The sequence below is a fragment of the Caulobacter sp. DWR1-3-2b1 genome (assembly GCF_049895765.1).
Taxonomy (GTDB): Bacteria; Pseudomonadota; Alphaproteobacteria; order Caulobacterales; family Caulobacteraceae; genus Caulobacter.
Window position 1 is genome coordinate 248,645 of record NZ_JAFCSZ010000001.1, and the last position, 14,561, is coordinate 263,205.

Genomic DNA, 14,561 nt, shown 5'->3' on the forward strand with positions numbered 1-14,561 from the left:
TCGATGAGTCTCGTTTCCACCCTCCGCGCCGCCTTGCTGGCCGCCGCCGCCCTGGCCGCCTTCGCCACCGTCGCCCACGCCCAAACCTCGGCGATGACCCCGGACATCGACGGCAAGTACGTCGCCGCCAAGGTGGGCTTCGACTACGAAAAGCGCGTCGTGATGATCCCGATGCGGGACGGGACCAAGCTCTACACCGTCATCGTGATCCCCAAGGGCGGCGCAAAAGCCACGGCGAGCCTGCCGATCATGATGACCCGCACGCCCTACAACGCCGCCAAGCGGGCCACGCGCAACGAAAGTTCGCGCATGATCTCGACCCTGCCCCAAGGCGACGAGCCGTTTGTGGCCGATGGCGGCTATATCCGCGTCTTCCAGGACGTGCGCGGCAAGTACGGCTCGGAGGGCGACTACGTCATGACCCGGCCGTTGAAGGGCCCGCTCAATTCGTCCGAGGTCGATCACTCCACCGACGCCTATGACACCATCGACTGGCTGGTGAAGAACGTGCCCGAGACCAACGGCAAGGTCGGCATGCTGGGTAGCTCCTACGAAGGCTTCACGGTGGTGATGGCCCTGGTCAATCCGCACCCGGCCCTGAAGGTCGCAGCCCCAATGAGCCCGATGATCGACGGCTGGATGGGCGACGACTGGTTTCACCACGGCGCGTTTCGCCAGGTGAATTTCGACTTCTTCGCCAGCCAGACCACCGCGCGCGGCTCGGCCGACGATGTGATCCGTCCCGGCTATGACGACTACGAGACCTTCCGCCGCGCCGGTTCGGCCGGCGACTACGCCAGGCTCAATGGACTGGATGGCCTGCCCTGGTGGAAGAAGATGGTCGAGAACACCGCCTACACGCCCTTCTGGAGCGAGCAGGCCCTCGACAAGACCATGGCCAAGACGCCGCTGAACGTGCCTGTCATGTGGATCCAGGGCCTGTGGGACCAGGAAGACATGTGGGGCGGCGTGCACGCCTATGCCGCCACCGAGCCCAAGGATACGGCCAACGACAAGAGCTATCTGGTGCTGGGTCCCTGGCGGCACAGCCAGGTCAATTACGAGGGCTATAATCTCGGCCCGTTCAAGTGGGACGGCGACACCGCCCTGCAGTTCCGGCGCGACGTGCTCAAGCCCTTCTTCGACCAGTATCTGAAGGACGGCGCGCCCAAGGCCGACACCCCACCGGTGCTGATCTACAATACCGGCGAGAACCACTGGGACCGGCTCAAGAGCTGGCCCTTGGCCTGCGAGAGCAACTGCCAGGCGAAGTCGAAGCCGCTCTATCTGGCGGCGGGGGGCGGCCTGTCCTTCACAGCCCCAGCGGCGGCCAAGGGCGCTGCGGCCTATGACGAATATGTCTCCGATCCGGCCAAGCCGGTTCCGTATCTGCCGCGTCCGGTGCGCTTTGCGGACGGCGACCGCTGGAAGCAGTGGCTGGTCGCCGACCAGCGCGCCTTCGCCGACCGCACCGATGTCCTGACCTACACGACAGAACCTCTGGACAAGCCGGTGACCATCGCCGGCGTGCCGAAGGTCAATCTGACGGCCTCGACCAGCGGGACCGACAGCGACTGGGTGGTGAAGCTGATCGACGTCTACCCCGACGAGGTTCCCAGCCAGCCCGAGCTGGGCGGCTACCAGCTGGCTGTGGGCATGGACATCTTCCGCGGGCGCTATCGCGAAAGCTTCAGCGATCCGAAGGCGATCAAGCCGAACACGCCGCTGAAGTACCAGTTCATCCTGCCGACCGCGAACCATACCTTCAAGCCGGGCCACCGGATCATGGTGCAGATCCAGTCCAGCTGGTTCCCGCTCTATGACCGCAACCCCCAGACCTTCACGCCCAACATCCTGCTGGCCAAGCCGACCGACTATGTGAAGGCCACACAGCGGGTGTTCCACGCTGGCGACACGGCCAGCTTCATCGAGCTGCCGGTCGTGGAGAAGTAGCGCCCGACAAAGGGGCCAGCGGGTGATCGCCGGCCCTTTCCTCTGGCAAAAGCTTCGGGTTGTCGGAGGTAGGGGTTGCTCGTCAGCGGCCTATCCGGAGATTGTGGCGACAGCTTTACACGCGCTCCGGTATGTGGCCCAATCGCTTAGCTCAACCTCAAGCGTGAGATTTGATCCATGCTGACTTTCGCTTCCATGCTGGCCGCGGCCGCGACCATGGCGTCCGCCTCCCCCGCTCCCGTCGATCTGAAACTGGTCTGCCAGGGCGCGCGCGAAGACCGGTTCTTCGCCGAAGACTACACGCGGCCCGAAGTCCGATCCGCGCTGCAGGAGCGGTGGGCCGCCTACCGTCGTCCGGCGACGATAGAGGTCGATATCAACAGGGAGCGCGGGCGCATCCGCCTGGGAGAGAGCATGACCCCCGGCGTGCGCACCGGCGGCCGGGACGGCTGGTGGCGCCTGAGCGATGTCAGCCAGCAGGGCGACACCATCACGGCCGCCTATCAGGTAAACCCCAAAAACACCCAGCGCGTGACGATCAATCGGAGCACCGGCCGGGTCGATATTGCGGGCGCGGGTCGATATCGCGGCGTCTGCCAGAACGGTCGCGCGATGGATATCCGCCGTCCGCCGGAGTTTTAGGCTCCGCTGTCCTAGCTACGGCCTAGCGTCCTTATCTTCACGAGCTCCGCGATCATCTGACCCTTCAGATAGGGATCGCTGGCGTTGCTGACGGCCGGCGCCTTGTGGATCTTTCGCACCACATCCATGCCCTCGACCACGCGTCCGAAAGCGGCGAAACCCTGGCCGTCGGGGTTGCGGGTGCCGCCGAAATCCAGGGCCGGATTATTGCCGATGCAGATGAAGAACTCGCCCCCCGCCGTGCCGGGCCCATCGCGCGCCATCGAGATCACCCCGTCGATGTGCGGCAGGCCCGTGACCTTGGTCGTCTCATGGGCGATGGCCGGCAGGGGGCTGTCGTCACGGTTCAGACCGCCCTGGATGACGCTGATGGTCGCCGGGTTGTTGTCGTTCCAGGGACCGACCGTTCGATAGAAGCTGCCGCCATCCAGCAGATGACGGTCGGCATAGGCCAGGAAGTTGGCGACCGAGATCGGGGCCTTGTCGGGATAGAGCTCGACGACGATGTCGCCCAGATCGGTGCTCATCCGCACGCGGACGGGCCCCGGGGCAGCCGCCGCGAGGGGCGTGGTCAGCAGGCCGGCGACGAACAGCCGGCGGTCGAAACGTCTGATCGCGGTGCGCACGGCGGCAAACCCCTGTCGTCGTCATGGGATGCCCAGCATGATCATATTCGCGGATTTCCGACCACGCCCATTCAAGCTTTGCAGTCGCCTCATTGGGTCTACGTCCAAGGCCAAGCTCGCGCCGAGGGGGAGATCGCTGGAAAGTGGCGCGCGTCGCGCCGCTAATCACCGGACAAAGAAGCGGCGATCCAGGATCGCGCCGTCGCGCGCCCAGAGATCCGTCGACGACCATGGGACGAACAGATGAGCACTCCTGAACCCACGAGCGGCGTACCCGTCTGGGCCCGCAAACGCCACAAGCCCGGCAATCCGCTGGTAGGCCTGGTGGTGGTTCCGTTGTTTCTGCTGGGCGCCCTGACGGCGGGGCTGGCGATCCAGGAAAAGTCGTTCACCGGGGCTGGAGCCCGGATGGACGGCTGGGTCTCCATCGCCTGCCATCACGTCAAGGACGCCATCGGCGACATCACCGGCAAGCCGATGAAGGCCAAGGCCGAAAAACCCGCCCACTGATCGCCTGCGGAGCGCCTTAAGGCCGCTCTGTCTGGTGGCGGAATCCGCGACGCCGCGCTAGAAGGCGGCCTCATGAGCACCCCCTCAACGCCCCCCGCCCAATCGTCGGCCAAGTCCATGGCCGAAACGGCCCGTGAATTCGGTCTCAACGCCGAGGAATACGACGTCGTCCTCGAGCGCCTGGGCCGCGAGCCCAACCTGGTCGAGCTGGGCGTGTTCTCGGTGATGTGGTCCGAGCACTGCTCGTACAAGTCCTCCAAGAACCAGCTGAAGAAGTTCCCGATCACTGGCCCGCGCGTCATCTGCGGTCCGGGCGAGAACGCCGGCGTCATCGATATCGGCGACGGCGACGCGATCATCTTCAAGATGGAGAGCCACAACCACCCCTCCTATATCGAGCCCTATCAGGGCGCGGCGACAGGCGTGGGCGGCATTATGCGCGATGTCTTCACGATGGGCGCGCGGCCGATCGCCCTGCTGAACGCCCTGCGCTTCGGCGACCCCAGCCATCCCAAGACCAAGCGCCTCGTGGACGGCGTGGTCGCGGGCATTGCGGGCTATGGCAATTGCGTGGGCGTGCCCACCGTGGCCGGCGAGACCAATTTCCATCGCGGCTACAACGGCAACATCCTGGTCAACGCCATGTGCGTGGGCCATGCCGAGGCCGACAAGATCTTCTACTCCGCCGCGCCGGGCGCGGGCCTGGCCGTGGTCTATTTCGGCTCCAAGACCGGCCGCGACGGCATCCATGGCGCGACCATGTCGTCGGCCGAGTTCTCGGAAGACTCCGAGGAAAAGCGCCCCACCGTCCAGGTCGGCGACCCCTTCGCCGAGAAGCTGCTGATCGAGGCGACGCTGGAGTTGATGGCGACGGGAGCCGTGGCGGCGATCCAGGACATGGGCGCGGCGGGCCTGACCTCTTCGTCGGTCGAGATGGCCGGCAAGGGCGGGGTCGGCGTCGAGCTGAACATGGACATGGTCCCCCAGCGCGAAACCGGCATGTCGGCCTACGAGATGATGCTGTCGGAAAGCCAGGAGCGTATGCTGGCGGTCCTGAAGCCCGGTCGCGAGCACGAAGGCCACGCCATCTTCGAAAAGTGGGGCCTGGACGCCGCCATCATCGGCTACACCACCGACACCGGCCGCCTGGTGCTGAAGCATCACGGCGAGACGGTATGCGACGTGCCCCTGGCGCCGCTGTTTGACGATGCGCCGCTGTATGACCGTCCGTGGGTCCAGCCGACCCTGCATCCCCGCCTCGACCCGGGTCAGATCCCCGCTCCGAGCGATTGGGAAGCCGCCGTGCTGAAGGTCGTCGGCTGCCCCGACATGGCCTCCAAGCGCTGGCTGTGGGAGCAGTACGACCGCCACGTGATGGCCGACACCCTGGAAGACAGCTCCACCGGCTGTGACGCCGGCATCGTGCGCATCCACGGCACGGGCAAGGCTATCGCGGTGACCAGCGACGTGACCCCCCGCTACGTCCAGAACGACCCCTATGAGGGCGGCAAGCAGGCCGTGGCCGAGGCCTGGCGCAACCTGACGGCCGCCGGCTCGCTGCCGATCGCCATCACCGATAACCTCAACTTCGGCAGCCCCGAAAAGCCCGAGACCATGGGCCAGATCGTCCGCGCCACCGACGGCATGGCCGAGGCCTGCCGGGCTCTGGATTTCCCTGTCGTGAGCGGCAATGTCAGCCTCTATAACGAGACCAACGGCGTCGCCATTCCGCCGACCCCCACTGTCGGCGGGGTCGGCCTGCTAGAGAACTACGACCTGCGGATGGGCTTTGGCAGCGTGGCCGAGGGCGACACCCTGATCGTCATCGGCGAGAGCCACGGCGAACTGGGCGCCTCGATCTATCTGCGCGAGATCCTGGGCCGCGAAGACGGCGCCCCGCCGCCGGTCGACCTGGCCGCCGAGCGCAAGAACGGCGACTTCGTGCGCGGCCTGATCCCCACGGGGCTGGTGGCCGGTCTGCACGACCTGTCGGATGGCGGCCTGCTGATCGCCGCGGCCGACGTGGCCTTGGCCAGCAAGGTCGGGATCACCCTGAACGCCTCCAGCCACCTGCACGCCCACCCCTATCTGTTCGGCGAAGATCAGGCCCGCTACCTGATCGCCACGCCCGATCCAGACGCGGTGCTGGCGGCGGCCAAGGAAGCCGGCGTCCACGCCAATCTGGCCGGTGTGGCCGGCGGCGACGCCTTCGCCTCCAAGGACCTCTTCAGCATCCCCCTCGACACCCTGCGCGCGGCGCACGAGGCCTGGTTGCCGGGCTTCATGGGCTCAGCGGCTTGAGGAAAACCGACATGAAAATCTCGCTCCTGGCGTCGGCCGCCCTGGCCCTGTCACTCTTCACGGCCTGCGCGCCGGCCGCGATGGCGCCGACGCCGACAGCGCCGGTCACGGAGGCGTCCTGCGCAGCGCGCGGCGGAGTTATCCAGAAAGCCGGCAGGCTGCAGCTGCCGACCTGCGCCATCCCCTATGCCGACGCCGGAAAGGCCTGCACCGACAAGGCCCAGTGCAAGGGCGCGTGCATTCTCGAAGGCAATCTGGAGCCGCAGGCGTCGGTGACCGGCCAGTGTCAGAAGACCAACGTGCAGTTTGGTTGCTTCGCGCGCGTCGAGAATGGCCAGACGACCGGCGCGATCTGCATCGACTGATCACCTGCCTTCAATTCGAACGAATGACGCCGGCCGGATCGCTCCGGCCGGCGTCAACGTTTCAGGGCATCAGTACGGTGTCGATCACATGGATCACGCCGTTGGACTGCATCACATCGGCGATGGTGATGTGAGACATGCCGCCCTTGGCGTCCGTGATCGTCCAGCCATGAGCGCCATTGGCCACGGTGATCGGCTCGCCTTGAACCGTGGTCAGAACGGCCTTGCCACCGCCGGCCTTGGCCTTGGCTTCGATGTCGGCGGCCGTCATACGTCCCGCCACGACATGGTAGGTCAGGATGGTGGTCAGGGTGGCCTTGCTTTCCGGCTTGACCAGGGTCTCGACCGTACCGGCCGGCAGCTTGGCGAAGGCGGCATTGGTCGGCGCGAACACCGTGAACGGTCCCGCACCTGACAGCGTCTCGACCAGGCCAGCGGCTTTCACCGCGGCGACCAGCGTGGTGTGGTCCTTCGAGTTAACCGCATTCTCGACAATAGTCTTCGACGGATACATCGCCGCGCCGCCCACCATCACGGTCTTGCCGTGGCCCATGGCATGATGTTCCACCTTCGCCAGGGCTGCGCCGGTGAACGAGATTGAAAGCACGCCAGCTGCGGCGAGCATCATGGACTTCTTCATAGGGTCGTCTCCGGGGATTTGCTGGTCCATTGCTGGGACTTTCGCAGCTACGAGCGTCGCTCGAACCCGGATGCGTGCTGTGCGGGATTGTCGTCGATTATCCGACGTGGGCGTGGGTCTGCCCCGACCAGCGCGCCACCGTCTCAAGCAGGCGGGGCGGATTGATCGGCTTGCCCAAATGATCGTCCATCCCGGCGGCCAGACAGTTGGCGATCTGCTCTGGCAACACATTGGCAGTCATGGCCACGATGGGTGTGCGTGAGCCGGCAAAATCGGTCATGGCGCGGATGCGGCGTGTGGCGGTCAGGCCGTCCATGCCGGGCATCTGGATATCCATCAGCACCAGATCGTAGCGGCCCTGACGCACCGCCTCGACGCCGGCGGCGCCGTCATTGGCCGTCTCGCCGCTGATGCCGAACGGCTCGAGCATGGTGCGAACCAGTTCGCGATTGACGGCGTTGTCTTCGACCAGCAGCAGGCACACCGCCCGACCCGGATCGGGGATCGCCGTTTCATCCGCCGGGGGCTCGGGAACCAGCTCGCAAAGCGGCGCGCGGATCTCGAACCAGAAGCGCGAGCCTTCGCCGTCGCGGCTGTCGACGCCGATTTCCCCGCCCATCTGCTCGATGATCCGACGCGAGATGGCCAGCCCCAGACCGGTGCCACCAAATCGTCGGGATACAGCAGCATCGGCCTGCGAGAAGCGGTCGAAGACACCGTTCAGCTGATGATCGGCGATACCGATTCCGGTGTCGCGCACCTCAATATGCAAAAGGCCATCCTCGCCCTCCAAGGTTTGCTCGACGGTTACCGTGACATAGCCGTTGTTGGTGAACTTCACGGCGTTTGACAGGAAGTTGAGCAGCACCCGGATCAGGCGCGGCGCGTCGGCTTGCATGGCCCGCAGATCGTCTGGCGCCACAACGTCCAGAGTCAGTCCTTTGGTGCGGGCCTGGTCCTCGATCAGCGCGGCGCAGGAGGCGACCATGGCTCGCGGATCGAACGGTTGCGGGGTCGAGCTCGACCCCGCCGGCCTCAAGCCGGGAGAAGTCGAGCACATCGTTGACGACGTTGAGCAGGGTGTTGCTCGCGTCCTGGATCAGGCCGACGTGCCGTGCGTCGCGTCCGGACAAGGTGTGCGAGCCGCGCAGCACGCCCGCAAAGCCGATGATGGCGTTGAGCGGCGTGCGCAACTCATGGGTCATGTTGGCCAGGAAGTCGGACTTGGCGGCGACGGCGGCCTGGGCCAGTTCCAGGGCATGGGTTAGTTCCAACTGAAGTCGCTTGCGCTCTGTGATCAGCCGCGAGGTGGCAAGCAACTCACCGTCCTCGTCCGCCAGCCGTCAATAGGTGCTTTCGACCCAGATGACCGAGCCGTCCTTGTGGCGCTCTCGTACTCGACCACGCCCGGCTCGCCGCCCGGAACCAGGGCCCGGACAACGGAGACGATCCGCTGGTAGTCCTCGGGGCTGACATTGGCGTTGGCCGGCAGATCCATATATTCCCCGATCGTGAAGCCGGTCAGCTTCACGATCGATGGCGACATGTAGAGGCGCTCGCCCGAGCGGGACCACAGATTGACGTTGTCGGTCAGGTTGTCGGCCAGCAGCCGGTAGAGCCGGTCGCTTTCCCGCAGGCGGGCCAGGGCGTCCTCAGCCTCTGCGCGGCGGCTCTCGGCCTCCACAATCGCCACCTGCTTGGCTTCCAGGCTACGCGACAGGTCGGCCTGTAGCTGAAGCAGGCCCTGCTTCTGGCTATTGAGCGAGTAGGCCAACGGAGCGGCGATGACGACGGCGATAAGGAAGGTCGCCAGCGGCGAATAGGCGGCGGGATCATCGAGGATCAGAATATTGACGATATAGTCCATCACCATGGCGGCGCCGACGACCAGCGCGGTTATCCTGGCCGTTCTGATAATCGTGTCGCGCAGCATCACCCGGTCGATCGCTGCGCATCCTCTTCCAAACTCTAGAGCCCTTTCCGACCTGATGGCTTCATCAGGGTCGGGCGAAAAGGGCTCTAAATCAGAAGTTTAGAGCATTTTTCGATCCGATAACTGTTTCACACTTATCGGAAAATGCCCCAGCTTGCGGGCTGGGGCTTAAGATCAGATGATCCGGTATGTTATCAGGGGTGGCAAAAGGTCGCGCTGGCAGGGTCAGTGCGGCGGCTGAATGGTGTCCAGGTCACGCTCCAACGCCAGACTTGCGGCGACCACCGTCGCGACCGAGCGCTTGAAGAAATCCTGCGGGATGGTGGCGAAGTCGTCGGTGCTCTTGTGATAGTCGGGATGGTCTTCGACCCCGAAATAGACCCAGGGCACACCCTTGGCGGCGAAGGCGTAGTGGTCCGACTGGTTGGTCCAGTTGTTCTGCTTGCCGTCGGCGTCGGTGTCGTGACCCAGCTTTAGTGTGACGGGTGCGGTCGCCGCCACCTTGTCCAGGATCGGCTTCAGGGTCGGGAACGGCGAAGCGCCGCTGACATAGAGCTCGTTCCTGGGGTTCTTGCTCAGCATGTCGAAATTGATGTTCAGGGCGATGCGGGGCAGCGGCACGGGCGGATCGGCGACGAAGGCGTGGGCGCCGCGCAGGCCGCCCTCTTCGGCGTCTAGCACCGCGAGGATCACATCGTGTCTGGGCGGCTGAGCCTTGAACGCTTCGGCCACAGCCAGCAGACCCGCCACGCCCGAGGCGTTGTCGTCGGCGCCGTTGAAGATCTCGCCGCCCCGGACACCCAGATGATCGTAGTGGGCCGAGACCACCATGGCCTTGCCGCCAGGCTTGGTTCCAGCAATGCGGGCCACCAGATTGATGGCGTCGACCTTGGTTCCGTCACGCCTGGCGTAGCTGAACGGCCGCTCGAAGCTTGTCCCGATGGGAGAGAGGCCGATTTCGCCAAAGCGCTTGAGAATATGGGCGCGCGCCATGGCCGATCCCGGCGTGCCGGGCGCGCGGCCCTGCAGGGCGTCGTCCGACAGGATGCGGACGTCGTCCAGCGCCTTGGCGCCCGGTGTGGCTGAGCAGGCGCAAGTCGCGGCTCCCAGGGCGAACACCAGGGCAAGAAGGCGAAGGCGCGGCGCAAGAAGCTGAATCATATCGACCATATTGCCCGCAGGCGACTTCCAGAGGGAGTTAAATCCACTTAACCATGCCTGTGGCAAAAGACTCCCTGTCTTGACCGCGTGCGCCCGTTCTTAAGAATTCGGGCCATACAACCCGTTCCAGAATCGGAGCTTTCCTCCCGTGCCCATGTCTCCCGCCGACCTCGAAGGCCGCTTGCACGCCGCCTTTCCCGACGCCGAGATCGTGCTGACCGATTTGGCCGGCGACGGCGACCACTACAAGGCCCGCATCGTCTCGCCGGCGTTCCGTGGCCTGAACCGGGTCAAGCAGCACCAGCTGGTCAACCGCGCGCTGGCCGACGTGCTGGGTGGGACTCTGCACGCCCTGGCGCTGGAAACCGCGGCCCCTCCCTCGGGCTCGGCCGACTAGCGTGCGCTACCGCCCCTTCGGCGCCTCAGGCATGACGGTTTCGGCGATCACCCTTCGCCTGTCCGACCAGTCACGCCTGCGCGCCAACGAATGGCGGGCCCTGATCTTCACGGCCATCGAGAATGGCATCAACAGCTTCCAGATCGACGGCGTCTCCCCGGCCCTGTTGCAGGGCGCGGCCGAAGCCTTCGCCTCGATCGAGCGCCACCTGCTGTTCCTGACCTGGCAGGTGCGCGACGAGGCCGAGCAACTCACGCGAGATGTCGTCGACACCATGACGGCGTCGGCCTTCGACGAGCTCGGGCTGGACTATCTGGACCTGGTGCTGCTGAACGATCCGCTGGGTCCGGAGCTGACGCCATCCGCCAGCACGGCGCTTCGCGCGCTGCACGAGCGACGGGTCGTCCGGGGCCTGGGTGTCGCGAGCCGGGGCGAGGTGCATCCCAGCCTGTTGAACTCCGGCCTGGTCACCGCCTTGTCTTCGCCTTTCAACCTGTCGTCGGGTTGGGCCGAGCGCAATCGCGTCCGCGCGGCCATCGTCAAGGACCTGGCAGTGATCGGCGAAGACTTCTGGCCCCAGGCCCTGCGCGACACAAACAGCAAGCCGGCGTTCCAGAAGCCCTCGCTCTGGCGTCGACGCAACGATCCGTTGGCCGATGTCGGCGGCTACGAGTTTCTGACCGGCACGCAAGGCTGGAGCGCCGAGGATATCTGCCTGGGCTACGCCCTGACCGAGCCCTCGCTATCGACGGTGCGGATCACCGCCGACACCAAGGCCGAGGTCGAGCGCCTGGCCGCCGTGGTCGAGCGCGATCTGCCCAATGGCGTCTGCGCCCAGATCGAGATGGCGCGCTTTTCGGCCCAGGAACGCGAACGGGCCGACGGCCGACACTGAGCCGCACTTGACCCGGACCCGTGCGGCGCCTAGCTGAAGGGACTTGCAAGGACCTGCCCCGCCATGACTGACGCCGCCTCCTCCCCCGCCCTCGACTTCATCACCAAGACCGTGGCCGATAACGCCGTGGTGCTGTTCATGAAGGGCGTTCCCGACCAGCCGCGCTGCGGCTTCTCGGCGGTTTCCGTGCAGATCCTCGACCATCTGGGCGTCGAGTTCATCGGCGTCGACGTGCTGCAGGACGACGAGCTGCGCCAGGGCGTCAAGGCCTTCACCGACTGGCCGACCATTCCCCAGCTCTATGTGAAGGGTGAGTTCATCGGCGGTAGCGACATCGTCCGCGAGATGTTCCAGTCGGGCGAACTGAAGACCCTCCTGACCGAACAGGGCCTGATCGCCGCTTGAGCAAGGTCTTCGTCCCGGCGGCCAACGCCTTCTCGATGACCTTCACGCCCAAGGCGTCGGATATCGACGCCAACGAGCACGTCAACAACGTAGTCTATCTGGCCTGGGCCCAGGACCTGGCTATCGCGCACTGGCAAGCCTGGGCCACGCCCGAGGAGCGGGCCGGCTGGAGCTGGGTAGCTCGCCGGCACGAGATCGACTATCGCCGCGAACTGCGCCGAGGCGAGATCGCCACCGGCTATACCTGGGTCGGCGAGCTGAAAGGTCCGCGCTTCGAGCGCTATGTCCGCATCGACGGCCCCGATGGCGAGATGTGCGCCCAGTGCCGTACCGACTGGGTGCTGATCGACATCGCCGCCAGACGCCCCGCCCGAGTGATGGACTGGATGGTCGAACGTTTCTCGGCGAAGGCTTAGGGGCCTCTCGGCGGTATGGGCTGTTCGTCCACCGGCTTGTAAATCTTCAAGATGCGAAAGCAGTTGCACCAGGAGCAGTGGCCCAGCACGCGCTTTTCGCCAAACGCGCCGTAGCGCAAGCCTCCGACCGACGGCAGTGACCTTTGGCGGCCGCAACTGGTGCAGCGGATTTTCCAGGCCTCCGAACTCCCGCACGATGTCGTTGCGGAGGGCCTGGAGCTTTCGCGCGATCGCCTTGAACCTGGCCCAAGGATGCGACCAGGCCCCAAGCTTGGTCAACGGGAAGGCGGATTGGCGATCGTGAAGCGCTCGCCGCGCTTCAGCCCCAGCTCGTCATAGCCGAACACCAGATCGACCCCTCCTGCCTGCCCGGACCGGCAAGTCTCGATCCGACGGCGCGCGAACGCGATGACAACATCCCGCTGCGCCCGATCGACATGGAACACGAAATCGGCCTTGGCGGCGCAACCTCGTGACGCCACGCGCACCGTCAGGCCTTCACGGCCAGCGGTGACCCCGACCGGCTCCAGTTCCGGCCAGGTCCTGCTGGCCGCGACAAGGCTGGGCCGTGTTGCGCAGCCAGCCGCCAACAAGGAAGCGCCACAGACCAGCAGGGATCGACGGGACGGCTGCATCGGCGGCTGTACGGGTTCTCGGAAATCGGCTCTAGCTGGGACTCTTGGGGAGAGACGGCTCATGCGCAACGGCATTCTTGGCTTAGCGGCGACCCTTATGATCGTGACGTCCGCCCTAGCCGCCCCGGGCTACAAGGCGCTCGACGTCGAGGCGGCGCGGCTGATGAAGGTCGGCAAGATCCCCGGCCTGGCCATTGCCGTGATCGAGAACGGCAAGGTGGTCCATGTCAGCGCCCGGGGCTTCCGCAATGTCGAAAAGCAGCTGCCCCTGACCCCCGACACGATCATGTACACCGCCTCGATCACCAAATCGGCCTTCGCCTATTACGTGCTGATGCTGGTCGATGAGGGCCGGATCGACCTGGACACGCCGATCAGGGCCTATCTGCCAAGGCCCCTGCCCGACTATCCCCGCTACGCTGATCTAGCCGGCGATCCGCGCTGGGAGGCGATCACGTCCCGCATGCTGCTGACTCACACCTCGGGTCTGGCCGACCAGCGATTCTACGATCCGCAGAACAGGTTGCGCTTCAATCTGGAGCCAGGCGCCCGCTACGCCTATTCAGGCGAAGGCATCAATCTGATGCAGTTCGTCATCGACGAGGGGCTGGGCCTCAAGGTCGGCGACGAGATGAACCGGCGGGTCTTCGGCCCCTTGGGCATGACCCGCTCCAGCATGATCTGGCGCGACGACTTCAAGGAGAATCTGGCCGACGGCTATCACGCCGACGGCAGGTGGGAGGCTCATGACGACCGGGGCAGTGTGAAGGCCGCCGGCTCGCTGGACAGCACGATCAGCGATCTTGGCCGGCTCGCCGCCGCCATGGTGTCCGGCAAGGGACTGTCGGCCAAGGCGCGGGCCGAGCTGAGCAAGCCCAGCTTTCCGATCGTCAGCCAGAACCAGTTTCCGCCGTTCCTGATCCGCGACAATCCGGGCAACGCGAAGATCGGCCTGGCGGCGGGCCTGGGCGTCGTTGTCTTCGATGGACCACAGGGCCACGCCTTCTACAAGGGCGGCCACAACGACATCACCGACAACCAGATGGTCTGTGTCGAGAGGGGTCAGCGCTGCGTGGTGCTACTGACCAACAGCGGGGTCGGGGCGCGGATCTTCCCGCCTCTGGTCAAGGCGGCTCTTGGTGAAATCGGCGTACCGTGGGGTTGGGAATACAATCCGGTGCGACCCGTCAAAGCGCCCTAACTCCGGCGCTCTTTCGTCAGTCGAAGATGTCGAACAGGTCGAAGCGCTTCTTCTTGTGGTGGCCGTGCTGGCCATGGCGGTGACGGTCGTCGTCATCATCCCTATAGCGCCGCGGCTCGTCATAGCGCTGGGCCGGCGGCGCATAGTGCTGTTGCGGCGGAGCCTGATACTGGGTCTGCGCGCGCGGCGGGGGCGCGGCGGCCTGGCCAGCGGCCTCCTCGCGCTTCAGAGCCATCAGCTTTTCAAGCTCGCCACGATCCAGCCACACGCCCCGGCACTTGGGGCACATGTCGAACTCGACGTCGGCGCGGTTCACGGCCTGCATCGAACCATCGCAGTTGGGGCACAACAGTAGCGGCATATCGCGTTTTCCCCATCCAGACTGGATGGGTGTTCTCGACGCTGGACCCGGACCTAGGGGGAGGGACAACCGGACCCAGACATCGAGAACACCCGATGCGGTCCGACATCACGAATGCTT

Annotated in this window: 17 protein-coding genes and 1 pseudogene; 10 read left to right on the forward strand and 8 right to left on the reverse strand. The window is 65.4% G+C overall.

Annotation, left to right across the window (positions count from 1 at the left end; translation table 11 throughout):
- Window positions 1–3 precede the first annotated feature (3 nt).
- Together ACP69S_RS01275 and ACP69S_RS01280 are read left to right on the forward strand one after the other, a co-directional pair.
- A complete protein-coding gene (locus ACP69S_RS01275; protein ID WP_425994085.1) occupies window positions 4–1,953 on the forward strand; it encodes a CocE/NonD family hydrolase in 1,950 nt (649 codons plus the stop codon).
- A gap of 177 nt (window positions 1,954–2,130) precedes the next feature.
- Window positions 2,131–2,595 (forward strand): hypothetical protein, encoded by a 465-nt coding sequence (locus ACP69S_RS01280; protein WP_425994088.1) that lies wholly within the window; start codon window positions 2,131–2,133, stop codon window positions 2,593–2,595.
- 11 nt (window positions 2,596–2,606) lie between these two features.
- On the opposite strand, the gene ACP69S_RS01285 is transcribed toward ACP69S_RS01280, so the two are convergent.
- Window positions 2,607–3,221, reverse strand: coding sequence for a peptidylprolyl isomerase (locus ACP69S_RS01285; protein WP_425994090.1), 615 nt, complete (start codon window positions 3,219–3,221; stop codon window positions 2,607–2,609).
- A 243-nt stretch (window positions 3,222–3,464) separates the two neighbouring features.
- Between ACP69S_RS01285 and ACP69S_RS01290 the strand changes: the two genes are divergently transcribed.
- The 3 genes from ACP69S_RS01290 (at window position 3,465) to ACP69S_RS01300 (ending at window position 6,397) form a co-directional block, all read left to right on the forward strand.
- Complete coding sequence (locus tag ACP69S_RS01290) at window positions 3,465–3,731, forward strand: hypothetical protein (protein WP_425994091.1); 267 nt, start codon at window positions 3,465–3,467, stop codon at window positions 3,729–3,731.
- 72 nt (window positions 3,732–3,803) lie between these two features.
- Window positions 3,804–6,032 (forward strand): phosphoribosylformylglycinamidine synthase subunit PurL, encoded by a 2,229-nt coding sequence (gene purL / locus ACP69S_RS01295; RefSeq protein ID WP_425994093.1) that lies wholly within the window; start codon window positions 3,804–3,806, stop codon window positions 6,030–6,032.
- Window positions 6,033–6,043: 11 nt separating this feature from the next.
- Window positions 6,044–6,397 (forward strand): hypothetical protein, encoded by a 354-nt coding sequence (locus tag ACP69S_RS01300; protein WP_425994095.1) that lies wholly within the window; start codon window positions 6,044–6,046, stop codon window positions 6,395–6,397.
- 61 nt (window positions 6,398–6,458) lie between these two features.
- Here the strand turns inward: ACP69S_RS01300 and ACP69S_RS01305 are convergent, their stop codons facing one another.
- The 5 genes and pseudogenes from ACP69S_RS01305 to ACP69S_RS01325 all read right to left on the reverse strand — a co-directional run bounded on the left by ACP69S_RS01305 (window position 6,459) and on the right by ACP69S_RS01325 (window position 10,131).
- Complete coding sequence (locus ACP69S_RS01305) at window positions 6,459–7,037, reverse strand: fasciclin domain-containing protein (RefSeq protein WP_425994097.1); 579 nt, start codon at window positions 7,035–7,037, stop codon at window positions 6,459–6,461.
- Window positions 7,038–7,134: 97 nt separating this feature from the next.
- Window positions 7,135–8,025 carry an ATP-binding protein gene (locus ACP69S_RS01310; RefSeq protein ID WP_425994099.1) on the reverse strand — a complete coding sequence of 297 codons (891 nt, stop codon included), beginning with the start codon at window positions 8,023–8,025 and terminating at the stop codon, window positions 7,135–7,137.
- Between the two features lie 100 nt (window positions 8,026–8,125).
- Window positions 8,126–8,242, reverse strand: a pseudogene (locus ACP69S_RS01315) (histidine kinase dimerization/phospho-acceptor domain-containing protein); the annotation flags it as partial.
- A gap of 92 nt (window positions 8,243–8,334) precedes the next feature.
- Window positions 8,335–8,970 (reverse strand): PAS domain S-box protein, encoded by a 636-nt coding sequence (locus tag ACP69S_RS01320; protein WP_425994101.1) that lies wholly within the window; start codon window positions 8,968–8,970, stop codon window positions 8,335–8,337.
- A 225-nt stretch (window positions 8,971–9,195) separates the two neighbouring features.
- The gene (locus ACP69S_RS01325; RefSeq protein ID WP_425994302.1) at window positions 9,196–10,131 is read right to left on the reverse strand and encodes a M20/M25/M40 family metallo-hydrolase; all 936 of its coding nucleotides are present in this window, start codon (window positions 10,129–10,131) and stop codon (window positions 9,196–9,198) included.
- Window positions 10,132–10,279: 148 nt separating this feature from the next.
- On the opposite strand from ACP69S_RS01325, the gene ACP69S_RS01330 reads away from it, so the two are divergent.
- The 4 genes from ACP69S_RS01330 to ACP69S_RS01345 all read left to right on the forward strand — a co-directional run bounded on the left by ACP69S_RS01330 (window position 10,280) and on the right by ACP69S_RS01345 (window position 12,244).
- A complete protein-coding gene (locus ACP69S_RS01330) occupies window positions 10,280–10,528 on the forward strand; it encodes a BolA/IbaG family iron-sulfur metabolism protein (RefSeq protein ID WP_425994103.1) in 249 nt (82 codons plus the stop codon).
- A gap of 1 nt (window position 10,529) precedes the next feature.
- Entirely contained in the window at window positions 10,530–11,423 is an 894-nt protein-coding gene (locus ACP69S_RS01335) for a hypothetical protein (protein WP_425994104.1), read from the forward strand.
- Between the two features lie 63 nt (window positions 11,424–11,486).
- Entirely contained in the window at window positions 11,487–11,828 is a 342-nt protein-coding gene (gene grxD, locus ACP69S_RS01340; RefSeq protein WP_425994106.1) for a Grx4 family monothiol glutaredoxin, read from the forward strand.
- Window positions 11,825–12,244, forward strand: coding sequence for an acyl-CoA thioesterase (locus ACP69S_RS01345; protein WP_425994108.1), 420 nt, complete (start codon window positions 11,825–11,827; stop codon window positions 12,242–12,244). The genes grxD and ACP69S_RS01345 overlap by 4 nt, the downstream gene beginning before the upstream one ends.
- Before the next feature lie 275 nt (window positions 12,245–12,519).
- Here ACP69S_RS01345 and ACP69S_RS01350 read toward each other — a convergent pair whose 3' ends face one another.
- Window positions 12,520–12,879, reverse strand: coding sequence for a hypothetical protein (locus ACP69S_RS01350; RefSeq protein WP_425994109.1), 360 nt, complete (start codon window positions 12,877–12,879; stop codon window positions 12,520–12,522).
- A gap of 61 nt (window positions 12,880–12,940) precedes the next feature.
- Between ACP69S_RS01350 and ACP69S_RS01355 the strand changes: the two genes are divergently transcribed.
- Window positions 12,941–14,080 (forward strand): serine hydrolase domain-containing protein, encoded by a 1,140-nt coding sequence (locus tag ACP69S_RS01355; protein ID WP_425994111.1) that lies wholly within the window; start codon window positions 12,941–12,943, stop codon window positions 14,078–14,080.
- 16 nt (window positions 14,081–14,096) lie between these two features.
- On the opposite strand, the gene ACP69S_RS01360 is transcribed toward ACP69S_RS01355, so the two are convergent.
- Window positions 14,097–14,441, reverse strand: a complete 345-nt coding sequence (locus ACP69S_RS01360; protein WP_425994113.1) for a zf-TFIIB domain-containing protein — start codon at window positions 14,439–14,441, stop codon at window positions 14,097–14,099.
- Window positions 14,442–14,561: the final 120 nt, after the last annotated feature.

Excerpts from the sequence above, each read along its gene's own strand:
- ACP69S_RS01355 (WP_425994111.1), top strand. The coding sequence starts at position 12,941 with ATGCGCAACGGCATTCTTGGCTTAGCGGCGACCCTTATGATCGTGACG.
- purL (WP_425994093.1), top strand. The coding sequence starts at position 3,804 with ATGAGCACCCCCTCAACGCCCCCCGCCCAATCGTCGGCCAAGTCCATG.
- ACP69S_RS01280 (WP_425994088.1), top strand. The coding sequence starts at position 2,131 with ATGCTGACTTTCGCTTCCATGCTGGCCGCGGCCGCGACCATGGCGTCC.
- ACP69S_RS01300 (WP_425994095.1), top strand. The coding sequence starts at position 6,044 with ATGAAAATCTCGCTCCTGGCGTCGGCCGCCCTGGCCCTGTCACTCTTC.
- ACP69S_RS01320 (WP_425994101.1), bottom strand. The coding sequence starts at position 8,970 with ATGCTGCGCGACACGATTATCAGAACGGCCAGGATAACCGCGCTGGTC.
- ACP69S_RS01305 (WP_425994097.1), bottom strand. The coding sequence starts at position 7,037 with ATGAAGAAGTCCATGATGCTCGCCGCAGCTGGCGTGCTTTCAATCTCG.
- ACP69S_RS01275 (WP_425994085.1), top strand. The coding sequence starts at position 4 with ATGAGTCTCGTTTCCACCCTCCGCGCCGCCTTGCTGGCCGCCGCCGCC.
- ACP69S_RS01360 (WP_425994113.1), bottom strand. The coding sequence starts at position 14,441 with ATGCCGCTACTGTTGTGCCCCAACTGCGATGGTTCGATGCAGGCCGTG.
- ACP69S_RS01350 (WP_425994109.1), bottom strand. The coding sequence starts at position 12,879 with ATGCAGCCGTCCCGTCGATCCCTGCTGGTCTGTGGCGCTTCCTTGTTG.
- ACP69S_RS01310 (WP_425994099.1), bottom strand. The coding sequence starts at position 8,025 with ATGGTCGCCTCCTGCGCCGCGCTGATCGAGGACCAGGCCCGCACCAAA.
- ACP69S_RS01325 (WP_425994302.1), bottom strand. The coding sequence starts at position 10,131 with ATGATTCAGCTTCTTGCGCCGCGCCTTCGCCTTCTTGCCCTGGTGTTC.
- ACP69S_RS01290 (WP_425994091.1), top strand. The coding sequence starts at position 3,465 with ATGAGCACTCCTGAACCCACGAGCGGCGTACCCGTCTGGGCCCGCAAA.
- grxD (WP_425994106.1), top strand. The coding sequence starts at position 11,487 with ATGACTGACGCCGCCTCCTCCCCCGCCCTCGACTTCATCACCAAGACC.